Origin of the sequence: Roseivirga sp., assembly GCF_034669765.1 — a bacterium.
Lineage (GTDB): Bacteria > Bacteroidota > Bacteroidia > Cytophagales > Cyclobacteriaceae > Roseivirga.
This window is the reverse complement of sequence record NZ_JAXMOQ010000011.1, coordinates 11900-31433: the sequence shown is the minus strand read 5'-3', so window position 1 is coordinate 31433 and position 19534 is coordinate 11900. Positions and strand designations below refer to the sequence as shown.

At 39.1% G+C, this 19534-nt stretch carries 19 protein-coding genes; 7 read left to right on the top strand and 12 right to left on the bottom strand.

Annotated features, from left to right (window positions below; translation table 11 throughout):
- The 3 genes from VOI17_RS17355 to rplU all read right to left on the bottom strand — a co-directional run bounded on the left by VOI17_RS17355 (position 1) and on the right by rplU (position 1757).
- Positions 1-1071 carry a helix-turn-helix domain-containing protein gene (locus VOI17_RS17355; protein WP_323758495.1) on the bottom strand — a complete coding sequence of 357 codons (1071 nt, stop codon included), beginning with the start codon at positions 1069-1071 and terminating at the stop codon, positions 1-3.
- A gap of 89 nt (positions 1072-1160) precedes the next feature.
- On the bottom strand, positions 1161-1436 hold the full coding sequence (gene rpmA, locus VOI17_RS17350) for a 50S ribosomal protein L27 (RefSeq protein WP_068412330.1): 276 nt from the start codon (positions 1434-1436) through the stop codon (positions 1161-1163).
- A gap of 9 nt (positions 1437-1445) precedes the next feature.
- Positions 1446-1757 (bottom strand): 50S ribosomal protein L21, encoded by a 312-nt coding sequence (rplU, locus tag VOI17_RS17345; RefSeq protein ID WP_068412329.1) that lies wholly within the window; start codon positions 1755-1757, stop codon positions 1446-1448.
- Between the two features lie 475 nt (positions 1758-2232).
- Between rplU and VOI17_RS17340 the strand changes: the two genes are divergently transcribed.
- The 3 genes from VOI17_RS17340 to VOI17_RS17330 all read left to right on the top strand — a co-directional run bounded on the left by VOI17_RS17340 (position 2233) and on the right by VOI17_RS17330 (position 6638).
- Positions 2233-3231: a ribonucleotide-diphosphate reductase subunit beta gene (locus tag VOI17_RS17340; protein WP_323758494.1), complete on the top strand. Its 999-nt coding sequence runs from the start codon at positions 2233-2235 to the stop codon at positions 3229-3231.
- 34 nt (positions 3232-3265) lie between these two features.
- Positions 3266-5635 carry a ribonucleoside-diphosphate reductase subunit alpha gene (locus VOI17_RS17335; RefSeq protein WP_323758493.1) on the top strand — a complete coding sequence of 790 codons (2370 nt, stop codon included), beginning with the start codon at positions 3266-3268 and terminating at the stop codon, positions 5633-5635.
- A 328-nt stretch (positions 5636-5963) separates the two neighbouring features.
- A complete protein-coding gene (locus tag VOI17_RS17330) occupies positions 5964-6638 on the top strand; it encodes a hypothetical protein (protein WP_323758492.1) in 675 nt (224 codons plus the stop codon).
- Between the two features lie 108 nt (positions 6639-6746).
- Here VOI17_RS17330 and VOI17_RS17325 read toward each other — a convergent pair whose 3' ends face one another.
- From VOI17_RS17325 to VOI17_RS17305, 5 genes are all read right to left on the bottom strand, one after another.
- On the bottom strand, positions 6747-7430 hold the full coding sequence (locus VOI17_RS17325; RefSeq protein WP_323758491.1) for an NRDE family protein: 684 nt from the start codon (positions 7428-7430) through the stop codon (positions 6747-6749).
- The gene (locus tag VOI17_RS17320; protein WP_323758490.1) at positions 7418-7933 is read right to left on the bottom strand and encodes a hypothetical protein; all 516 of its coding nucleotides are present in this window, start codon (positions 7931-7933) and stop codon (positions 7418-7420) included. Before VOI17_RS17320 ends, VOI17_RS17325 begins: the two co-directional genes overlap by 13 nt.
- A gap of 111 nt (positions 7934-8044) precedes the next feature.
- Positions 8045-8512: a YHS domain-containing (seleno)protein gene (locus VOI17_RS17315; protein WP_323758489.1), complete on the bottom strand. Its 468-nt coding sequence runs from the start codon at positions 8510-8512 to the stop codon at positions 8045-8047.
- Between the two features lie 120 nt (positions 8513-8632).
- Positions 8633-9067, bottom strand: a complete 435-nt coding sequence (locus VOI17_RS17310) for a TonB-dependent receptor plug domain-containing protein (protein ID WP_323758488.1) — start codon at positions 9065-9067, stop codon at positions 8633-8635.
- 145 nt (positions 9068-9212) lie between these two features.
- Positions 9213-9599: a TonB-dependent receptor plug domain-containing protein gene (locus tag VOI17_RS17305; RefSeq protein ID WP_323758487.1), complete on the bottom strand. Its 387-nt coding sequence runs from the start codon at positions 9597-9599 to the stop codon at positions 9213-9215.
- Between the two features lie 218 nt (positions 9600-9817).
- Here VOI17_RS17305 and VOI17_RS17300 point away from each other — a divergent pair, with 218 nt between their 5' ends.
- From VOI17_RS17300 to VOI17_RS17285, 4 genes are all read left to right on the top strand, one after another.
- Positions 9818-11683, top strand: coding sequence for a sigma 54-interacting transcriptional regulator (locus VOI17_RS17300; protein WP_323758486.1), 1866 nt, complete (start codon positions 9818-9820; stop codon positions 11681-11683).
- Between the two features lie 385 nt (positions 11684-12068).
- The gene (locus VOI17_RS17295) at positions 12069-13133 is read left to right on the top strand and encodes a hypothetical protein (RefSeq protein ID WP_323758485.1); all 1065 of its coding nucleotides are present in this window, start codon (positions 12069-12071) and stop codon (positions 13131-13133) included.
- Positions 13130-13753 (top strand): LysE family translocator, encoded by a 624-nt coding sequence (locus tag VOI17_RS17290; protein WP_323758484.1) that lies wholly within the window; start codon positions 13130-13132, stop codon positions 13751-13753. Before VOI17_RS17295 ends, VOI17_RS17290 begins: the two co-directional genes overlap by 4 nt.
- A 5-nt stretch (positions 13754-13758) precedes the next feature.
- Positions 13759-14439: a Crp/Fnr family transcriptional regulator gene (locus VOI17_RS17285; protein ID WP_323758483.1), complete on the top strand. Its 681-nt coding sequence runs from the start codon at positions 13759-13761 to the stop codon at positions 14437-14439.
- A gap of 112 nt (positions 14440-14551) precedes the next feature.
- Here VOI17_RS17285 and VOI17_RS17280 read toward each other — a convergent pair whose 3' ends face one another.
- The 4 genes from VOI17_RS17280 to acs all read right to left on the bottom strand — a co-directional run bounded on the left by VOI17_RS17280 (position 14552) and on the right by acs (position 19522).
- Positions 14552-15214 carry a class I SAM-dependent methyltransferase gene (locus tag VOI17_RS17280; RefSeq protein WP_323758482.1) on the bottom strand — a complete coding sequence of 221 codons (663 nt, stop codon included), beginning with the start codon at positions 15212-15214 and terminating at the stop codon, positions 14552-14554.
- 120 nt (positions 15215-15334) lie between these two features.
- Positions 15335-16225 carry a cation diffusion facilitator family transporter gene (locus VOI17_RS17275; RefSeq protein WP_323758481.1) on the bottom strand — a complete coding sequence of 297 codons (891 nt, stop codon included), beginning with the start codon at positions 16223-16225 and terminating at the stop codon, positions 15335-15337.
- Positions 16226-16291: 66 nt separating this feature from the next.
- Positions 16292-17512 (bottom strand): DUF4221 family protein, encoded by a 1221-nt coding sequence (locus VOI17_RS17270; RefSeq protein WP_323758480.1) that lies wholly within the window; start codon positions 17510-17512, stop codon positions 16292-16294.
- A 111-nt stretch (positions 17513-17623) separates the two neighbouring features.
- A complete protein-coding gene (acs, locus tag VOI17_RS17265; protein ID WP_323758479.1) occupies positions 17624-19522 on the bottom strand; it encodes an acetate--CoA ligase in 1899 nt (632 codons plus the stop codon).
- Between the last annotated feature and the right edge of the window lie 12 nt (positions 19523-19534).

Below are 19534 nucleotides of genomic sequence, written 5' to 3'. Positions count from 1 at the left end.
CTATTGTAGCGACTTTTTAAATTCACTTGGGGTCATCCCCATTTTTATTTTGAAAGCGGTATAAAAACTTGATTTGGAATTAAAACCAACAGCATAGAGTATTTCCAGCACCGTAGTTTTATCATTGCTATTTTTTAAAAGGGAAATAGCCTCTTGTATTCTGAAGGAGTTCACGAAGTCAGAAAAATTTTGCTTGTAATAGCGATTAATCACTTCTGAAATAGTGCGACTACTCAAGTTCATAGATTCTGCAAGTTTTTGAATGTTGAGGTCGGGATCTCTATGCGGTTGATTGGAGTTGAAGTAGCTTTGAATCAATTCGGCCATGGAGTCGATTTCCTTCTGTGAGAGTTTGGAAGAAGTGTAACTCGATGCCGCATCGTTGACCAATGCTTCATCTTCAACTGAAACACCCTGAAAGAGTTCTGGCTGTCTTAATCCATGAAAGACCAAGCTAGTGACAAAGAAGAGTAGGGCAGTGATTAGAAAACCGTAAAATAGATTCTCCATCACCAAATTATTAACAACAATCAGATTATGTATGGTATCAACCAGTGTGATAAAAATAAGGCCATACAGAAAGCGTTGCATCCATAATAATGCAATGCTGTCGAAGCGTGATTGCGTGTTTTTTATGATAAGGTGAAAACGCTTAATGAGCCTAAATGAAAAAATGAGGTAGGTCGAAAAGCTAATCAAAATGGAGATTCCAGAGAGCCGAATTGGAATGGTGGTGAAGTATGAAATACTAAGAATGATTAGCCATGGAAGTAAATGGAGAGCATTTCGAAGCGCTAATTGAAAATCTTTATAAACCAGGCTTTTGATATAAAGAAAAATAAGTGGGCCATATAAAAAACCATAAGAATTTGTCAAATCAGGAATTGGCCACAATAAATTGAGGTCAAAAGCAAAGTTACTGATCATATGAACAGCAAGTACAAATAGAAAAATAGCTAATAGGCTATTGCTAATGTATTTGCCCCTTCCTTGACTTAGCAAGAAAGTCATAAATACCACGCTCTGAAAAACCAGTAATAACTGAAGAATATTGATGATAGAGAGTTGCATACTTTGAGTACTTAACAATAGTGCTTAAACAGAAAAAGCTCAATCCTTTTGAGATTGAGCTTTCAGTTATATTTTAAGAACTTTATTGATTAAGCTTCAGCAGCTTCTCCTGAAAAAGGAACAACAGAAACAAAAGATCTGTCTTTTCTACCTTTTCTGAATTCAACCACACCATCAGACAAAGCGAATAGTGTATGGTCTTTACCAATACCTACGTTTGTGCCTGGGTGATGTTTAGTTCCTCTTTGTCTTACAATGATGTTACCAGCAATAGCAGCTTGACCACCATATATTTTAACACCTAGTCGTTTACTTTCCGATTCACGACCGTTTTTCGAACTACCTGCTCCTTTCTTATGTGCCATGGTAAGTTGTTATTTAGATATTGTTTCGATTAGGACCTTGGTGAAGTTCTGGCGATGGCCATTTTTCTTCTTGTAACCTTTTCTTCTTTTCTTCTTGAAGACGATTACTTTATCACCTTTTACGTGTCCGATAATTTTACCGGAAACTTTTGCACCACTAACGGTAGGTGCGCCTACCTCGACTGTGCCATTATTGTCTATCAATAAGACTTTGTCGAACTCTACGGAAGCGCCTTCTTCGCCTGCCATTAACGGGGCATAAACGAATTGGTCTTGTGTTACTTTGAACTGCTTCCCTGATATGTCTACAATTGCGTACATTAATTTGAATCTTTTCAAAAACGGAATGCAAAGATAACAGTTTGATTTCTAAATCCAAACCAAAACCAAATCATAAATGCAAGAGTTTTTGCAATATTAAATTTTCATTTTTTTTGATCTTCAATTGCGTGGAATACAAGTATAAGTTATGGATTATATTGAAATACATAATTAGTTATTATACAGTAGTTTATGTGATCATATTGAAGGCGCTACATATGAAAAATAATCATAAAAATCACGTTGATTTTTACGCAGTTTTGTGTAATATTTGTTTCAGGTTACGACCCCAAAACAACAACCTATCTTTCTGTTAAAGTCTCATTCCCAAGAATGTCAGACACTTATAGCAGAAGCACCTTATACTGTATAGGAATACTATCCCAAGGTGATGCCTGAGGATAAAAAAAATGCATCATGCAAAAAGTGATGCAGCGTAATCTTTTTATTAAAAGAATAAAACCGATATCGAAAGATGAGTGAGCGAAAGGCAATACCAGAAGAACCATTATTGAAAGAGAATAAGGACAGATTTGTGCTTTTTCCAATCGAGCATGATGATATCTGGGGTTACTATAAAAAAGCGGAAGCCAGTATGTGGACTGCTGAAGAAATAGATTTGCATCAAGATTTAACCGACTGGGATAATAAGTTAAATGATGATGAGCGCTATTTCATTAAACACGTGCTCGCGTTTTTTGCCGCGTCTGATGGTATTGTGAATGAGAACTTGGCCGAGAATTTTATCAATGAGGTTCAGTATACCGAGGCAAAGTTTTTCTATGGTTTTCAAATTATGATGGAGAACATCCATTCAGAAACCTATTCGCTTTTAATTGATACTTATATAAAGAATCCAAAAGAGGCTGATGAACTTTTTCATGCCATCGAAACCTTTGATGCCATTAAGCTGAAGGCAGAATGGGCTTTGAAATGGATTGAGTCTCCATCTTTTGGAGAAAGGCTTATTGCCTTTGCTGCTGTTGAAGGAATCTTCTTCTCTGGTAGCTTCTGTTCGCTTTTCTGGTTAAGAAAAAGAGGATTAATGCCAGGGCTTACGTTTTCCAATGAACTCATCTCGCGTGATGAAGGTTTGCATTGTGATTTTGCCTGTCACTTGCATAATCAGCATTTGATTAATAAGGTGCCAAAGGATAGAATTAAGGAGATTATAATTGAAGCTTTAGATATAGAAAGAGAATTTATTACTGAATCTCTTCCTGCGCGTCTTATCGGGATGAACTCTGATTTAATGACGCAATACTTGGAGTTTGTTGCAGATCGACTATTGATGGAATTGGAATGCGAAAAAGTGTACAACTCCACCAATCCTTTTGATTTCATGGAAATGATTTCACTTCAAGGTAAAACCAATTTCTTTGAGAGAAGAGTAGGTGAATACCAAAAAGCTGGCGTAATGAAGGAAGGTGATGATCCGGATGCGCACAAATTTAGTATGGATGAAGATTTTTAGTTTATATTTATAAACACCCCCAAAAACCCCAAATATGTTAGTAGTAAAAAGAGATGGCAGACACGAGTCGGTAAAGTTCGACAAGATCACTGCCAGGATAGACAAACTATCCTACGGATTAGATCCCGCCTTCGTTGAGCCTGTGGAAGTGGCCAAGAAAGTAATTGAAGGATTGTATGACGGAGTAAGCACACTAGACCTGGATAATCTAGCAGCTGAAATCGCGGCCACTATGACCGTGAAACACCCTGACTACGCGAAGCTTGCAGCAAGAATTGCCATTAGCAATTTGCACAAAACCACCAGTAAGTCATTTTCAAACACCATGAAGAGGCTCTATACCTATGTAGATCCTAAAACAGGTGAAAATGCACCACTGGTATCGAAGGAAACTTACGGAATAGTGAAAGCAAATGCTGCAACTCTAGATTCCACGATTATCTACGATAGAGATTTTAGCTACGATTACTTCGGTTACAAAACCTTAGAGCGTTCGTACTTAATGAAAATCGATGGTAAAATCGTTGAACGTCCACAACACATGCTCATGAGAGTAGCGGTGGGTATTCACGGAGAAGACATTGAAAAGGCAATAGAAACCTACAATCTGCTTTCAGAGAAATGGTTTACGCATGCCACGCCTACATTATTTAATGCAGGTACACCAAAACCACAATTATCATCTTGCTTTCTACTAACAATGAAAGATGATAGCATTGATGGTATTTACGATACGCTTAAGCAAACTGCAAAAATATCACAGTCAGCTGGTGGTATTGGTCTTAGCATTCATAATGTGAGAGCTAAAGGGTCATATATCAAAGGAACTGGAGGGGTTTCCAATGGTATAGTACCAATGTTAAGAAACTTCGACATGACGGCTCGTTATGTAGATCAAGGTGGTGGGAAAAGAAAGGGGTCTTTTGCTATCTATATGGAGCCTTGGCATGCTGATATCTTCGATTTCCTTGACTTGAAAAAGAACCACGGAAAGGAAGAATTAAGGGCTAGAGATTTATTTTACGCACTTTGGATTTCTGACCTCTTCATGAGAAGGGTTGAGAACAATGAAGACTGGACACTTTTCTGTCCTAACGAGGCGCCAGGTTTGGCGGATTGTTATGGTGAAGAGTTTGAAAGATTGTATGAAAAATACGAGCGTGAAGGTAAAGGCCGTAAAACGGTAAAAGCGCAAGACCTTTGGTTCGAAGTATTGGAATCTCAGATTGAAACAGGCACACCTTATATGTTGTATAAGGATGCGGCCAACAAAAAATCAAATCAGAAAAATTTAGGTACAATCAAGTCTTCCAACTTATGTACTGAAATTATAGAGTATACTGCTCCTGACGAAGTAGCCGTTTGTAACCTTGCTTCTTTGGCTTTGCCGAAATTCGTAAACGAAGAAACTGGTAAGTACGACTTCCAGACTTTGTATAATGTTACTTATGTAGCAACGATGAACTTGAACAAGGTGATTGATGTGAATTATTACCCTGTTGTGGAGGCTAAGAATTCGAATATGCGTCACAGACCAATTGGTTTGGGAGTACAAGGTTTGGCCGATGCATTTATCTTAATGAGAATGCCATTCGATTCTCCTGAAGCACGCCAGTTGAACAAAGATATTTTCGAAACCATCTACTTTGCAGCCATGACGGCTTCTAAGGATTTGGCGAAAGTGGAAGGTCCTTATGAAACTTTCAAAGGCTCACCAGTATCAAAAGGAATTTTCCAATACGATATGTGGGGCGTTACGCCAGATTCTGGTCTTTGGGATTGGGATAACTTGAAGAAGGAAGTGAAGAAACACGGAGTGAGAAACTCTTTGTTAGTAGCGCCAATGCCTACAGCTTCAACTTCTCAGATTTTAGGAAATAATGAGTGCTTTGAGCCTTATACTTCAAACATTTATACAAGAAGAACCCTGTCTGGTGAATTCATTATAGTGAACAAACACTTAATGAAAGACTTGATCGAGTTAGGCTTGTGGAATGACAACATGAAAAATAAGCTGATTGGGGCAAAAGGATCTATTCAGGCCATCCCTGAAATTCCTGAGCATATCAAGGAACTATATAAAACTGTTTGGGAAATTTCTCAGAAGAGTATTATCGAGATGTCTGCCGATAGAGGAGCCTTTATCTGTCAGTCTCAGAGTTTGAATATTCACATTCAAGATCCGAATTTCGGGAAAATGACTTCTATGCATTTCTATGCTTGGAAGAAAGGCTTGAAAACAGGAATGTACTACTTGAGATCAAGAGCAGCAGCCGATGCTATCCAGTTTACCGTAGACAAGGCATCTGCCGCTACACCAACTGCAGCACAAATCGAACAAAAAGCAGCCGATATGGCTTGCTCGATTGACAATCCAGACGATTGCGAAGCTTGCGGAAGTTAAAATAGAATTGAAATTTGATAAAAGGCCCTTGCAGCAATGTGAGGGCTCTTTTTAACCCAAAATCGAGATATGAAAATATATTGATTTTTTAAGAGAAGGAGGATGAAACAATAGAAAATAAAAAAACCGAAAGGATGTTAGAGCATCGTTTCGGCTTTACAGGCTTGTAACCTGATATGAACTTTTAAATGAGCTTTATTGATTGCTCGAGTAATTGTTTTTGTACTTCAAAAGTAAATGAATTTCTTTTCTCAAAGAAACCATTTATCAAAAATACTCAGGTATAGTTAATAGGCTCTAGTTTTGAACCCTCAAAATTGGAGGAATAATGAAGCAGATAAAAATTTCTGTAAATAAATTAGGGGAGTATATGACTGCAGACCCCAGCAGGAGAAAAAGGATAATTGCCGATCAGAAAAAGCCCAAAAGGTTTATTGTTCAGCGTTATTCAATTGCACGAAGAGCAATCGCTGATTACTTTGTTTATCACCGAGGTGATAAGAAGGAAATAGAGCGACTAATTCAATCACTTATCTATGAGAAATATGATACGGATTTTAAAAAGTCCGATAGTATTTTGTCGATTGAAGCATTGAGTATCTTTAAGAAGAATGTGACATTCGATAAGAGTCTATTTAATTTCGATCTTGAGAAGTTTAGAAGTTTTGAATCGAAGCGTCTGGATGTCTCTGGTGTTTCGGTGAGCATTAGGCCTGAGGTTATAATTTCTGGTAAGATGAGAGGGAAACCTTTTATTGGTGCTATCAAGATGCATTTCTCAAAGACAAATCAATTGGATAAAGAAGCGGGCTCTTTTATCTCGACTTTGTTGTATCAATATTTAATTGAAACATATCCAGAGATGAAGGTGAGACCCGAATTTTGTTTTTCTCTTGATGTCTTTAGTAGTACTGTAATAACGGCACCTAAAAACTTCGCGAGAAAATGGATGCAAATCACAGATGCTTGTGAGGAAATCAAAATTAGGTGGGATTACCTATAAAGTAGATGCTCAATTAATTACTGAAAAGCCTTCACAGCAATGTGAGGGCTTTTTTTATACCTTTAGAATTAGCATATATTGGACTTGAGTTAATGCAGAAGTGGAGGCTTACTTTAGCAAATCTTCATAAACCATGGTGTAATCAGAGTCCTTTTCAATGGAAGTAACACTTACGGTTTGCACTTTGCCTCCGCGGTTCATGACAAAGTCATTCCATTCGTCTCCTTTGCCACCGGTTTTATGAAAGTCGATAATTTCATTTTGTTGAAAATTACTCTGCGCTTCGAGCCAAAGTTTAAACCAGTGTTTTCTTTCCATTCTCACCGCTTCAGGGTAAAGCGTACTGGAACTCCAGATTTGAGGCTGACTTACATCCAAAACCCTGACATGTAGCTTCACTTCGTCCCACACTAGCTCAGTAGCGCTCAGGCTATGGTTACTTTCAATGAGAATTAAAGTGAAAGGTTCAATTCCGCTGAAGTCATACTGTTCTATAAAGCTTTGAGCACTGCTGTATTTGAAAAAATCAAGCACCATGATTCCTCGACTTAATTTGTAAGGTGGTTTGTGATGATGTTTTTCGAAAGCGCCATTCAATAGGCAAAGGGTGAATTGCTGCTTGTCCGTAGCTATCCAAGTTCCGCCAGCCAATGGATCCTTAGGGAAGAAAATTTCTTTACCGTAGACTGCATAAGCGGCTGGAGCTAAAGCAGCTCGTTTGGGTGTTTCGTCTCGGTTAGAGGTTAAGATGTAGGATGATTTTCCCTTAGGAAGAAAAGTTACTGTGCACATTCAGAATCTCTCTGATATTTTATGGTAGAATAAGCCACACCAAAGCTTTCCGGAATTCTCACTTCGGCAAAGGCATTTAATAAGGCAATTTTGATAATGGCCATATGATGGACAGCGTGCTCGATATTGTATTGCAGTTCTCTAAATAGAGTGGTATTAATGGTTACGGGGTCGTTTCCATCCAGAGAATAATTGGCAAACATGGTGATGGGCTGGTCTACTGAAATGGCCATGATTTCTTGGCCAAGTGTATTCATTTTCTCAATGGCCAAAACCCTATTCTCTTCAAGTACTTTGTCGTGTGAACGTTTATCGTAATCTACCTTTCCAGTGGTATGACCCACCATCATAAGGTCATAAAATTCAATGATATGCCTGATGTGTTTCCCGATAGAATTCTTAGATAGAATACTCAAAGGAGATCTGAATTCATTGTCCTTTAGTTGATTTGAGATCGTAATGAGCTGGTTGAGTATTTCAACCGAAATTTGCTGTAACTGCATTTAAAGTGTGTTAAAATTTAGACCACCAATAGGCAAAGTTACCAAAATATTCAATTATGTATGTCTGCTAAAACCCAAATAAGTTACGTATTTAGCTGAGAAGCAAGAATATTATTTTTTGGAAACTATTTTTATCCATTCGCTCTCGGCCTTCTTAAATAGATTGTTCTCGTCTTGATTCCAGTCTTTTAATGTATTGTTGAACCTGAAATTATAGAAAAGGAAAAGGCGATCATTCTTAATTTTGAAGGTTTCAGGATCGATTTTCACTTTATCACCAAAGGCCATCGCATAGGCGCAATATCCTCCATAAGCAGGTTCGTACTTGGACGGATCAACATCAAACATTGTTTTGTGTTTCATGTTGGAGAAATAGTAAGCGACACCGTTATGCTTCGATGAAATACTTTTGTTGCCTTCAACGGCTTTATTTTCTGTAAAGTAGGCCACAGGGTCGTAGCCTTGTAGGGCCAAACCATTTTCTAGGTTATAATCTTTTGTTTTAATGTCTTGCGCATTCAGAACATGGGTAGCGCAAATGCTCATGATCAGCAATATTATATAACTAGATTTTTTCATGACACTTTTTCGTTTGCGGAGTATCTACGCTAGTAAATACTCAGTAGTTTCCATATCTACCTACGTATTTAGTCAAAGTGTTGGATTGAAGACAATTCAAACTGTCAAAGAAAGGGAGTCTTATTTATGGGTACCCATTTCTTTTTCTTTGGTGGTAATAAGAACCACACCACCCGTTCCTCGTTCACCCCACCTCATTACTGCTTCAGGACCATTGAGTACCCTGATTGAAAGAATGTCTTTAGGTGTAACCAAAGAGGAAGCTGCTCCATAGTCTTTACTTCGGTCAACCCCATTAATGACATACAACACACTTCCTGGGTTTGACATAAGGTTTGTGTTGGCATATCTACCTGCTATTAGGTTTACGGTATACATCCCGCCTTGCCCCGTTACTTTCAGTGTCCCTAGACTTTGTAAAGCGTCTCCTAGTGTTTGATATATGGAATAATCTTTTTCAGGAGCTTTGGTTCTCGAGTTCTGCATATTCCTTGCACAAGAGGAACCAAAAAGCAGAATTGAAAAAATGACAATTGTTTTGGTTAGGTACTTCATAATAAAAGTTAAGGTTGATTGCTTAATAAAGAAACAATGCAGTTATCGTAATCCCTTATATAACAAATACTTAATTCCGTTTTTCGGATCAGTAATAGAGTGTTTTTTTGTAAAAAATCAATATTGGTGGCAAAGATTGCAATAGTTATTCATTACCTGTAGAGGTCTTTATTTCAACAACCCCACCTGTTCCTCTATCTCCCCATTTCATGACCGCTTCTGAGCCATTTAAAACACGGATGGATATAATGTCTTTAGGTGTAACCAAAGAGGAAGCGGCTCCGTAATCTTTACCTTGATCAATCCCATTAATGACATACAACACGCTTCCTTGATCGGCTCCCAAATTGGAATTGGCATACTTTCCAGCAATAAGATTGACGGTAAACGACCCTCCTTGACCAGTTACTTTAAGGCTTCCAACACTTTGCAAGGCATCTCCAAGCGTTTGGTAAATGGAATAGTCTTTTCCTTTTTTGCTACTCGATCCAGCAGTGCTTGCGCAGGCTCCTAGAGAGAGGAATAGAAACATGACGAGGCAGGTTTTAATTAGGGACTTCATTGTTAAGGCTGATTTTGTTCAATTAAATATACAAGAATGGAAAGGAAATCCCTTACTTATCTACTGAGATGAATAGACATTATTTTTAGAGTGTATACTTTATGGTGTAGGTCTATTCTTTATGGACCAAATAGATAGGGTACTCAAGTTGGTGATTATTTAACGATATTTCGGGAAAAAAGTACGGTATGGCACAGAGGAAATACAGTTTAGAAGACCTTTCTCGATTATCATATTTTACGCTAGAGCGAGCTTTGGCGTCTATTTTTTGGATGGACAGTGAAGGTAGAATTGTATATGCCAATGATACGGCATGTCAAAATTATGGCTACACTAAAGAGGAGTTTCTCAAAATGCTCATTTATGATGTGAATAGAAATTACACTCAGAGTAGCTTTAAAGAGATGTGGAAGCGTTTCCCTGCTGAAACGAGGTTTATCATGGAGTCTACCCATGTCACTAAAAGCGGAGAGGAAATTCCGGTCGAGATATTTTTGAATTATGCAGAGTTTGAAGGTGAGGCATACAACATTAGCTTCGTTCTGGATATCAGTGAGCGAAAAAGAAAGGAGAAACTCTTAAAGTCAATTACCCAAAATACTACTGCAGCAATTGGTGAGGACTACTTCAAATTATTGGTAGAGAATATTACTGACGCCCTTGGAGTATCCATGTCGATTGTAACGGAATGTACCAGTGCAGAGAAAACCAGGCTGAGAACTCTGGCTTATTATGAAAATGGGCAGCTACAAGAAAATATTGAATACGATGTGAAAGGAACACCTTGTGAAATTATTCTTGAAACTCGGAAACCTTATCATCAAAAGGGTAATGTGGGAAAGGAATTTTATAAAGAGGAGGGAGTGGAAGGTTATATTGGTTTTCCTATTGTGTCTCGAACTGGAGAATGCATTGGTAACTTGGCTTTATTTAGTAATCATGAGCTAAATCTTTCTGAAGAAGAAATTCAAATTCTAAATACTTTGGCAGAAAGGGCAAGTTTAGAAATTGAGCGAAATGCGGCAAATGCTAAACTTGTAAAGGCTTTGAATGAAGTTGAAGACTTAAAAGACAGACTCGAAGCCGAAAATACATACCTACAACAAGAGATTAAAATCGAGCACAATTTTGAAGAAATTATCAGTCAGAGTTTAAAATTTAAGCAGGTTTTAACTCAAGTAGAACAAGTAGCTAAAACTGATGCAACAGTATTGGTTTTGGGTGAGTCGGGAACAGGAAAGGAGCTGCTTTCGCGTGCGGTGCATAATATTAGTAATCGAAAAAATCGGCCGCTGGTAAAGATCAACTGTGCGTCCCTGCCAGCCAACTTGATTGAGAGTGAACTTTTTGGTCACGAAAAGGGAGCTTTCACTGGGGCAATTATGCGAAAGTCTGGCAGGTTTGAATTGGCTGATGGAGGCACAATTTTTTTGGATGAAATAGGAGAGGTGCCCATTGAGCTTCAAGCCAAGTTATTACGCGTGCTCCAAGAAGGTGAGTTTGAAAGGCTTGGTGGTACCAAAACCATTAAAGTGAATGTTCGAATTATTGCCGCGACAAACCGTGAGTTGGAAAAAGAAGTGGCTGATGGAAGGTTTAGGGCAGATTTGTATTACAGGTTAAATGTATTCCCGATTTACAGCATTCCGTTACGGGAACGCAAAGAAGATATCCCATTATTGGTTAGGCATTTTGTAGACAAGTATGGGCCGATTTTGGGTAAAAAAATATCCAACATTCCAAAGTCTGTTATTAAGGCTTTACAATCATATCACTGGCCAGGGAATATTCGTGAACTCGAGAATGTAATCGAACGAGCAGTGATTATTAGCGGAAATCAAAAGCTGGAGTTGGTTGGTTGGATGCCGAATAAAATATCAGAACACTCAGAATCAGAATTATTAAGCCTAGAAGACTTTGAGAGAAAGTATATTCTAAAAGTATTGAATGAAGTGATGTGGCGCGTAAGCGGAGAGAAAGGAGCTGCAAAGATTTTAGGAATGAAGCCTACAACCTTGGAATCCAGAATGAAGAAACTAGGGATTAAAAGGTAGTTTTGGTAGAACTCGTTTTCCCGAAATATCGTGTATTTTTTTATTGAAATGAGTTGGGTAGAAAATATGTCCTTGTAACCCGCTGGTTAACTGAATATTGCGTAATTTGTCGTCTACATTGCTTACCAAAACTTCATATCCCTTTATTTCATGATATTCACAATATATCGTGAAAAATAAGCTCCTGTTTAGCTCTTTTTTAGTGGATTACCTTATCTAAATATATGTCTGTCAGTTATTTGTGTTTGTGTTTTGTCGCTTGGCACATTCATTGTCTTAATGCAGACAATTCTGCAGACGGCAGAATGACAAGTATGGCTTGCTAATTAAATTGAGGCTAAAAGTATCTAAGGTTTTAATTGGTTGTTTATCTTTCAACCCGCAAATGAAGAAAAAGAAATTACCTCTGTTTATTGTCAAGTGGTTGAGCTATGAGTACTGGCCCTTTTGGTTGTTTTTTATGCCATTGGTGCCATGGTGGATTTACCTTGCTATCAGAGCACGTTCGTTCACTTACTTTACTGCTGCCAATCCAGGTATTGAGCACGGAGGTGTTTTTGGCGAATCTAAAATTGATATTCTTAAGAAAATCGATGCAAAGTATTTACCTAAAACCCTTTTCTTCAAAAAGCTAACGCCTTCTGAAAACGTAACTCAAGAGTTGAAAAACATCCAATTGGAGTTTCCGGTTATCGTGAAACCCAATGTGGGCGAGCGTGGGAATGAGGTGGAGAAAGTTGAAAATACAGCCGCATTAGATCGGTACATCAAAAGGTCGAAGGAAGATTTCATTATTCAGGAATATGTGAGTTATGATATAGAGTTGGGCGTTTTGTATTATCGTTTCTCAGACAGTGATGAAACTGGAATTACCTCTATTGTAGTCAAAGAGTTTTTGACTGTAACGGGCGATGGTAAATCCACCATTCGTGAACTGATGGAGTACGATGACCGAGCACGACTTCAGCTGGAAAGCATGATGAAAAGACGAGGCGCTGCGATGAATGAAGTGCTTCCCGAAGGTGAAAAGAGAAATCTTGAACCGATTGGGAATCACTGTCGAGGCACTAAGTTTTTAAGTGCAATGCATTTGCTGAACGATCAATTGGTGGAAGTGTTTGACGATGTAGCTTCTGGAATTGATGGTTTCTATTTCGGTAGGTTTGACTTAAAAGTGAAATCGGTGGACGACCTTTATAAGGGGGAAAACATCAAAATTTTAGAACTCAACGGAGTAACTTCGGAACCAGCGCATATTTACGATCCATCTTATTCATTGTTCAGGGCGTATAAAGAAATTGCTCAGAACATGACGATGATGTACCGAGTGAGTAAAGCCAATATAAATCAAGGGGTTAAAGTGACTCCGGTTTTTGAAATGGCGCGTTTGATCAAAACGCACTTTGGACGTGAAAAAAGCGAAATTGTAGACCAAAGCATGAGCACATGATTTGGCACATATTTCAAGCTTTAATATTAGCAACAGCCATTAGTTTCGCAGGGTCGATTCAATTGGGGCCAGTTAATTTCGGCACCATCAGAACTGCCCTTCGGTACAATAAAAAATCAGCCATACTTTTCGGTTTTGGGGGAAGTTTACCTGAATTATTCTACAGCGCTTTGGCCTTGGGTAGTTCGAATTTACTCAGTCGTTACGAATACCTCGATGACTACCTCAAATACCTGACAATCGGTGTTTTATTCATTTTTGGAATATATCTGATATTTCAAAAGCCCACTGAGGCAAGTGAAAAGGACAGTCCAGATAAAGGCAACCACCTATGGCGCGGTATGGGTTTCGGAATTCTAAACCCTCAATTATATCCTTTTTGGCTCTTCATTATTACAAACCTCAGAAGCAATGATCTGCTTACGGATGAGCGCTGGCCTGTGCAAGCCGCATTCGTAGTTGGTACTGCTGCAGGGGCTTTTCTGCTACAGTATATTGTAGCGGTAGTTACCTCTAAAAAGAGGGAGTTTGTATACATGAAATTAACGAAGAACTACAACAAAGTACTCGGGGCGGTAATCCTCGCGGTAGCAGTTTTTCAACTGGTAATCAACCTTTAAGAGCAATGCAAAGAGAAATTAAGTACTGGTATTTGAGGAATTATGACCTTTTCTCAAACCTCACAAAAGAACAAATCAATGACCTTTGTGGTATTTCTAAATTCGTGAGAATGAAGAAAGGCCACACCATTTACTTTGCCAGCGATGAGGTGAAACGCGTTTATTTTCTCATTAACGGGAAAATAAAAATCAGCGAAATGGATCAGTCGGGCAATGAAATGATCAAAGACATTTTGCTTACGGGTGACCTGTTTGGCGAAATCTCTTTCAATATGCTTACGCTCAGTCATGAGTATGCCGAAATACTTTCTAGTGAAGTAATTCTCTGCACTTTTACCATGAACGAGTTTGAAGAATTGATGTACAAACACCCGATGCTCTGTCTGAATTTCACTAAGAAAATGGGTGATAAGCTGCGCAAACTAGAGCATCGCCATGCCAACTTGGTGTTTAAAGATGTTAAGGAAAGACTCAAAGACTTCCTTAAAATGTGGGCGATTAACGAAGGCAAAGACACTCCAGAAGGCGTGTTGATCAAAAACTACTTAACCCATAATGAAATTGCCAGTTTGATCAGCTCTTCTCGCCAAACCGTAACCACCATTATCAACGAACTCAAAGAAGAAGGCGCATTGTCTTACTCTCGCAGCCAAATTGTGATTCCTAATATTGCGGTGTTGAGTTGAATGAGGGTAATTAAGTCAACAGTCGCAATGCTTCTTTCTTACTCAATGGACTGCGTTCTGTATTGTTCACAAATGCAATAAGTTTTGCTGCATCTAGCAAATTTCTCGGGGTTTACTTCTTTAATTGGCTGGAATAGATATTCTGTTTTTTAGAGACTGTGAAATATTCATTTGAAGTTTTAGGTAGGAGGTGGTGATCTGTAACTTCAAAGTTTCCATCTGTGAATAACTTCTTTAGATCCTGTAGTTTTAAAGGATTAATCTTTGGTGTTAGTCCTAATTTATATAGAACAGAAAACAGGCCGTTCATTAATGGCTTTTCAGCCATACATGGTGTAACCGAAACTATAAGACCTTCTGGCTTGAGTAGTTCATGCATCCTCGAAATGGCTCTTTCTGGAGGCTCAAGCAAGTGAAGTATATGGAAGCATAAGATGACATCATAGGAAGCCGGCTTTAGGTAATCATCAAAAATGGTTGCTTGTCTGTACTGAACGTTTGTTATTTGTTTTTCTTGAGCCTTTGCTTTAGCTAGCTCAATCATATTATGAGAGAAATCAATGGCATGAACCTGTTGAATTAAGGGTGATATTTCATTAGCTATAAGTCCTGTTCCACAACCAAAATCCAACACCGAATACTCAGGCTTTAAATACTGGGCTAATTGATTTAAGGTTTTTTGATATTTTTCCTCATCATTTTTTTCCTCTTTGTCGTATGAACTGGCTGCTCTATCCCAAAATTTTACTGCTTTATTGAATACATTTTTATCCATGTAATGAAGCTTTATTGAACCAACTATTTACAGATAGTTAAAAGTGCATCAATATTTTTAATATGTACTATTTTCTTGCAGTCTGATATAGCTTTGGATCGGCAGGAAAAACAGTCTTTTTCAACACCCCCCACAATGCTCATCTTTCCCTTCAAACTCAAAGGTGGCGTGGTCGATGTGTTCTTCTTTAAGCAGGGATTTGGCTTTTGATTTTATGTTGGCCATTTCGTTCATAGAAATTTCCTTTTCGATGACAAGGTGTGCAGAAAGCACATTATATTCTCCGTCCATTGACCAGATATGGCAATCGTGTACACCCGTAATTTCAGGAATGGAAAGTAGGGTCTTGTGAATTCCCTCAATGTCCACCTCGTTGGGTTTGGCCTGAAGAATAATAAGTGTACTCTTTCTAAGATTTCGGAAGGCATTGTAAATAATGTACACCGCAATGAGCAACGAAAGAATTGGGTCGATAATGGGCAAATCCCAGAACATCATGACCAAACTACCGATGAGCACAGCTACCCAGCCTAAAACATCTTCCATTAAATGGAGTGAAATGACTTCTTCATTGATAGAAGAACCTTTTTTAAGTTTCAATACGGCAGCTCCATTGACGATGACTCCAAAAATGGCAAGGAACATCATGCCTTTGGCATCCACGGTTTCGGGGGCGAATAGGGCGGGAATGGCTTTGCTAAGGATAATACCAGACCCTACCAACAGCACTACAGAATTGATGATAGCCCCTAGTAGGGAAAAGCGTTTGTAACCGTAAGAGAATTTCTTGTCACGGCCTTTTAGAGACAGCTTTTGGAAGTACCATGAAAGTCCAATGCTGAGGCTATCGCCTAAATCGTGAAGGGCATCGGAAAGAATGGCCAAACTACCAGTATAGATTCCGCCAACAATTTCAACCAGCGTGAAAAACAGGTTTAAGAAGAAGGCAACGCGTAAGTTGCCTGTTCCATGATGATGGTGGTGATGTCCGTGATGATGATCGTGGCCCATGCCCAAATGTACAAGACAAAAGCGTGCAACAGGGCTTCAATAAGGTTTTGGTTTATGAGTGAATATTTATTGAGTCACTTTGAAAAACCTAAACTGAACCTGATCTTCATTTTGTTGGTCTTTCACCCGAAAGTAGATTCCTTCATTGCTGACAAATAGACTATTCTCGAAATATAAGGGCAAGTCAATTTCACCCAAAGGAAGGTCGTAGTAATTCAATGCTTCTGTTTCTGTATCCACTACAATTAGGGTAGCTCCTATTGGGTTGGGAATCGGTCTTTCTTCCCCTTCAATAAATTTTGGTTTTGTGCCATGATGCAGCACTCTATAAATAAATCGGCCATCGGGAGATAACAGCATACTTTTATAATGAGGTGGTTGCTTAGGGTTCTCTAAAGCCCTTGAGCCTCGTTCATAACGCTCTATAATTTGTAGGGTTGAGTAATCAGAATAGTTGGCTATTTCTATTGTTGGGATACCAGCATAGATAGTTTTGGCCAGCTTGCCCTCTTTGAAAAGAAAGAGGCTATCGGAAATGGAATTGCTACTATAGAGGTAGTTTTTATTACTAGCGAAAAACCTATTAATGGTATAAGCACTTTCACGCCTTTCGTTTGCTTCTTCTTGCACTTTCTGAATTTCTCCGAAGTTGTTAATTATCTCTTCTGTTTGAACAAATTCCTCGATGATGGTGTCCTTCTCAAAATTGAAAATTGCATATTCATTATTTATATTATCTCCACGCATTTGGGAAATCACCATTTCTATGTGACCGTTCTTGAAGCGTGAATCTGGGTGAAAACGATAGAATTTTGAGTCAGAAGTAACAAGTGGCATCCCATTGTGGAGTTTGGCACCCTTGCTCTTCTTTGTAAACACTTCAGCATTACTATTGATCAGGTACATGCCATATGAACCATCAACAAAGATTGAGTCGATGCTCTGGAAGAAGAATTTACTAGCATTTTTCACTGCGTTAGGGCCATCTTTTTCCATGCTAATTTTCTTGAAAAGATCATTAGTTACATAGTCATACAAGTAAATGGAGTGGGTTTTATAGTCATAGAATGTAATGTATTCCTTATCATCAATGGTGGCTAATTTGAGGGCTGTTAAACCTTCAAAATTCACCCCGTCTTCAAGGGCCAAAGTTTTAATTCCACCATCAGAAATGGTTAAGGTTTGAGTTGTGCGGCCTTCATTGGTGCCCTTCTTTTCCTGCTGGCAAGAAAATAAGATGAGAAAACAGGCCGATAAAAGTAGTATGGTATGACTTGATCTATTCATCAGATTTATTTTAACTATGAAATTAGTTAAAATAAATTTAGGTACAACAATTCCGTGAAATTCCTGATCAAAAACTTCACTTTTACCCAAATACTGAATCCCAATTTCTGATTACTTATTCGCTCCTTCTTTAATAATTTCTACCACTTCTGGGTTAAACAGGGTTGAAATGTCGCCTAAATTATCACCTTCTCCCGAGGCAATTTTTCTCAGGATTCTACGCATAATTTTGCCCGAGCGGGTTTTAGGCAAGCCTGGAACAATCTGTAATTTATCTGGTCTGGCAATCGGGCCAATGATCTTAGTGACCGTTTCTTTAATTTCCTGAATCAGGCTTTCTTCAGATCGGCCTTCCATATCGCAAATCACAAAAGCGTAAATGCCCTGTCCTTTAATGTCGTGCGGATAACCTACTACTGCAGATTCAATCACTTTAGGGTGCTCGTTAATCGCATTCTCCACTTCGGCTGTGCCCATTCTGTGTCCAGAAACATTAATCACATCATCCACGCGACCTAGAATTCTGTAGTAGCCATCTTCATCTCTTTTTACGCCATCGCCAGTAAAGTAATGGTTAGGGAAAGTAGAGAAGTAAGTTTGCTTGCATCGGTCGTGGTCGCCATAAATGGTGCGAAGCATCGAAGGCCAAGGGAACTTGATGCAAAGGTTTCCTTCTACCGAATTTCCTTTTAGTTCGTTTCCTTCATTATCTAAAATTACCAGTTGAACTCCCGGTAGCGGCAAAGTAGCATAGGCTGGTTTGGTTGGGGTAATTCCCGCCAAAGGCGAAATCATAATTCCACCTGTTTCGGTTTGCCACCAAGTATCTACGATTGGGCATTTCCCTTTCCCTATGTGGTCATGGTACCAATGCCAAGCTTCTTCATTGATAGGTTCGCCTACTGAGCCGAGTACTTTTAATGAGTCTAGTTTATAAGGTTCAATCGGTTCGGTGCCATAGGCTTGCAAAGCCCTGATGGCCGTTGGTGCGGTATAAAACTGATTGACTTGATGTTTGTCGCAAATGGCCCAGAACCTTCCTGCATCAGGAAAAGTAGGCACGCCTTCAAACATAATGGAAGTGGCGCCAGCGAGTAACGGCCCATAAACAATATACGAGTGGCCTGTGATCCAACCGACATCGGCTGTGCACCAATAGACATCGCCTTGATTGTATTGAAAAACGTTTTGGAAAGAATAGGTAGTGTAGATCATATAGCCACCGCAAGTATGCACCACACCTTTGGGCTGGCCTGTTGAGCCTGAAGTATAGAGGATAAAGAGCATGTCTTCTGAATCCATTTCTTCTGCTTTGTTCTCGGAAGAAACTCCTTCAATGGCATCGTGCCACCAAATGTCTCTACCTTCGGTCATTTCAACTTCTTGTCCAGTTCTTTTTAGTGTAACCACTGTTTCAACTGAGTCGCATTTTTCTAAAGCTTCGTCTACTACTTCCTTTACTGGAATTTGTTTGTTGCCCCTGAAGTTACCATCAGAAGTTATTACCATTTTCGCTTGGCAGTCATTAATACGGTCGCTTAATGCATTGGCAGAAAAGCCGGCAAATACAATGGAATGAATAGCGCCAACGCGGGCGCATGCCAACATAGCTATGGCGGCTTCGGGTACCATCGGCATGTAAATAATGACCCGGTCGCCTTTGCCAACTCCCTTGGATTTAATGGCATTTGCAAACTGACAAACCTTGGCGTGAAGCTCTTTATAGGTCAGGGTAATGTGTTCTTCGTTGGGATCATTCGGTTCCCAAATGATGGCCGCTTGGTCGCCTCGGGTATACAGGTGGCGGTCTAAAATATTTTCAGTAATGTTCAGCTTTCCGTTTACGAACCATTTTACATCTGGCGTTTCAAAATTCCATTCCACCACCTTATCCCATTTTTTACGCCAATGGAAAGAATCGGCTATTCTTGCCCAAAAAGACTCTGGATCTTGAACACTCTTTTGGTATTCGTGCATGTAACCGCTAAGGCTGTGGATTCTGTCGCTCATGTTTGCTGAATT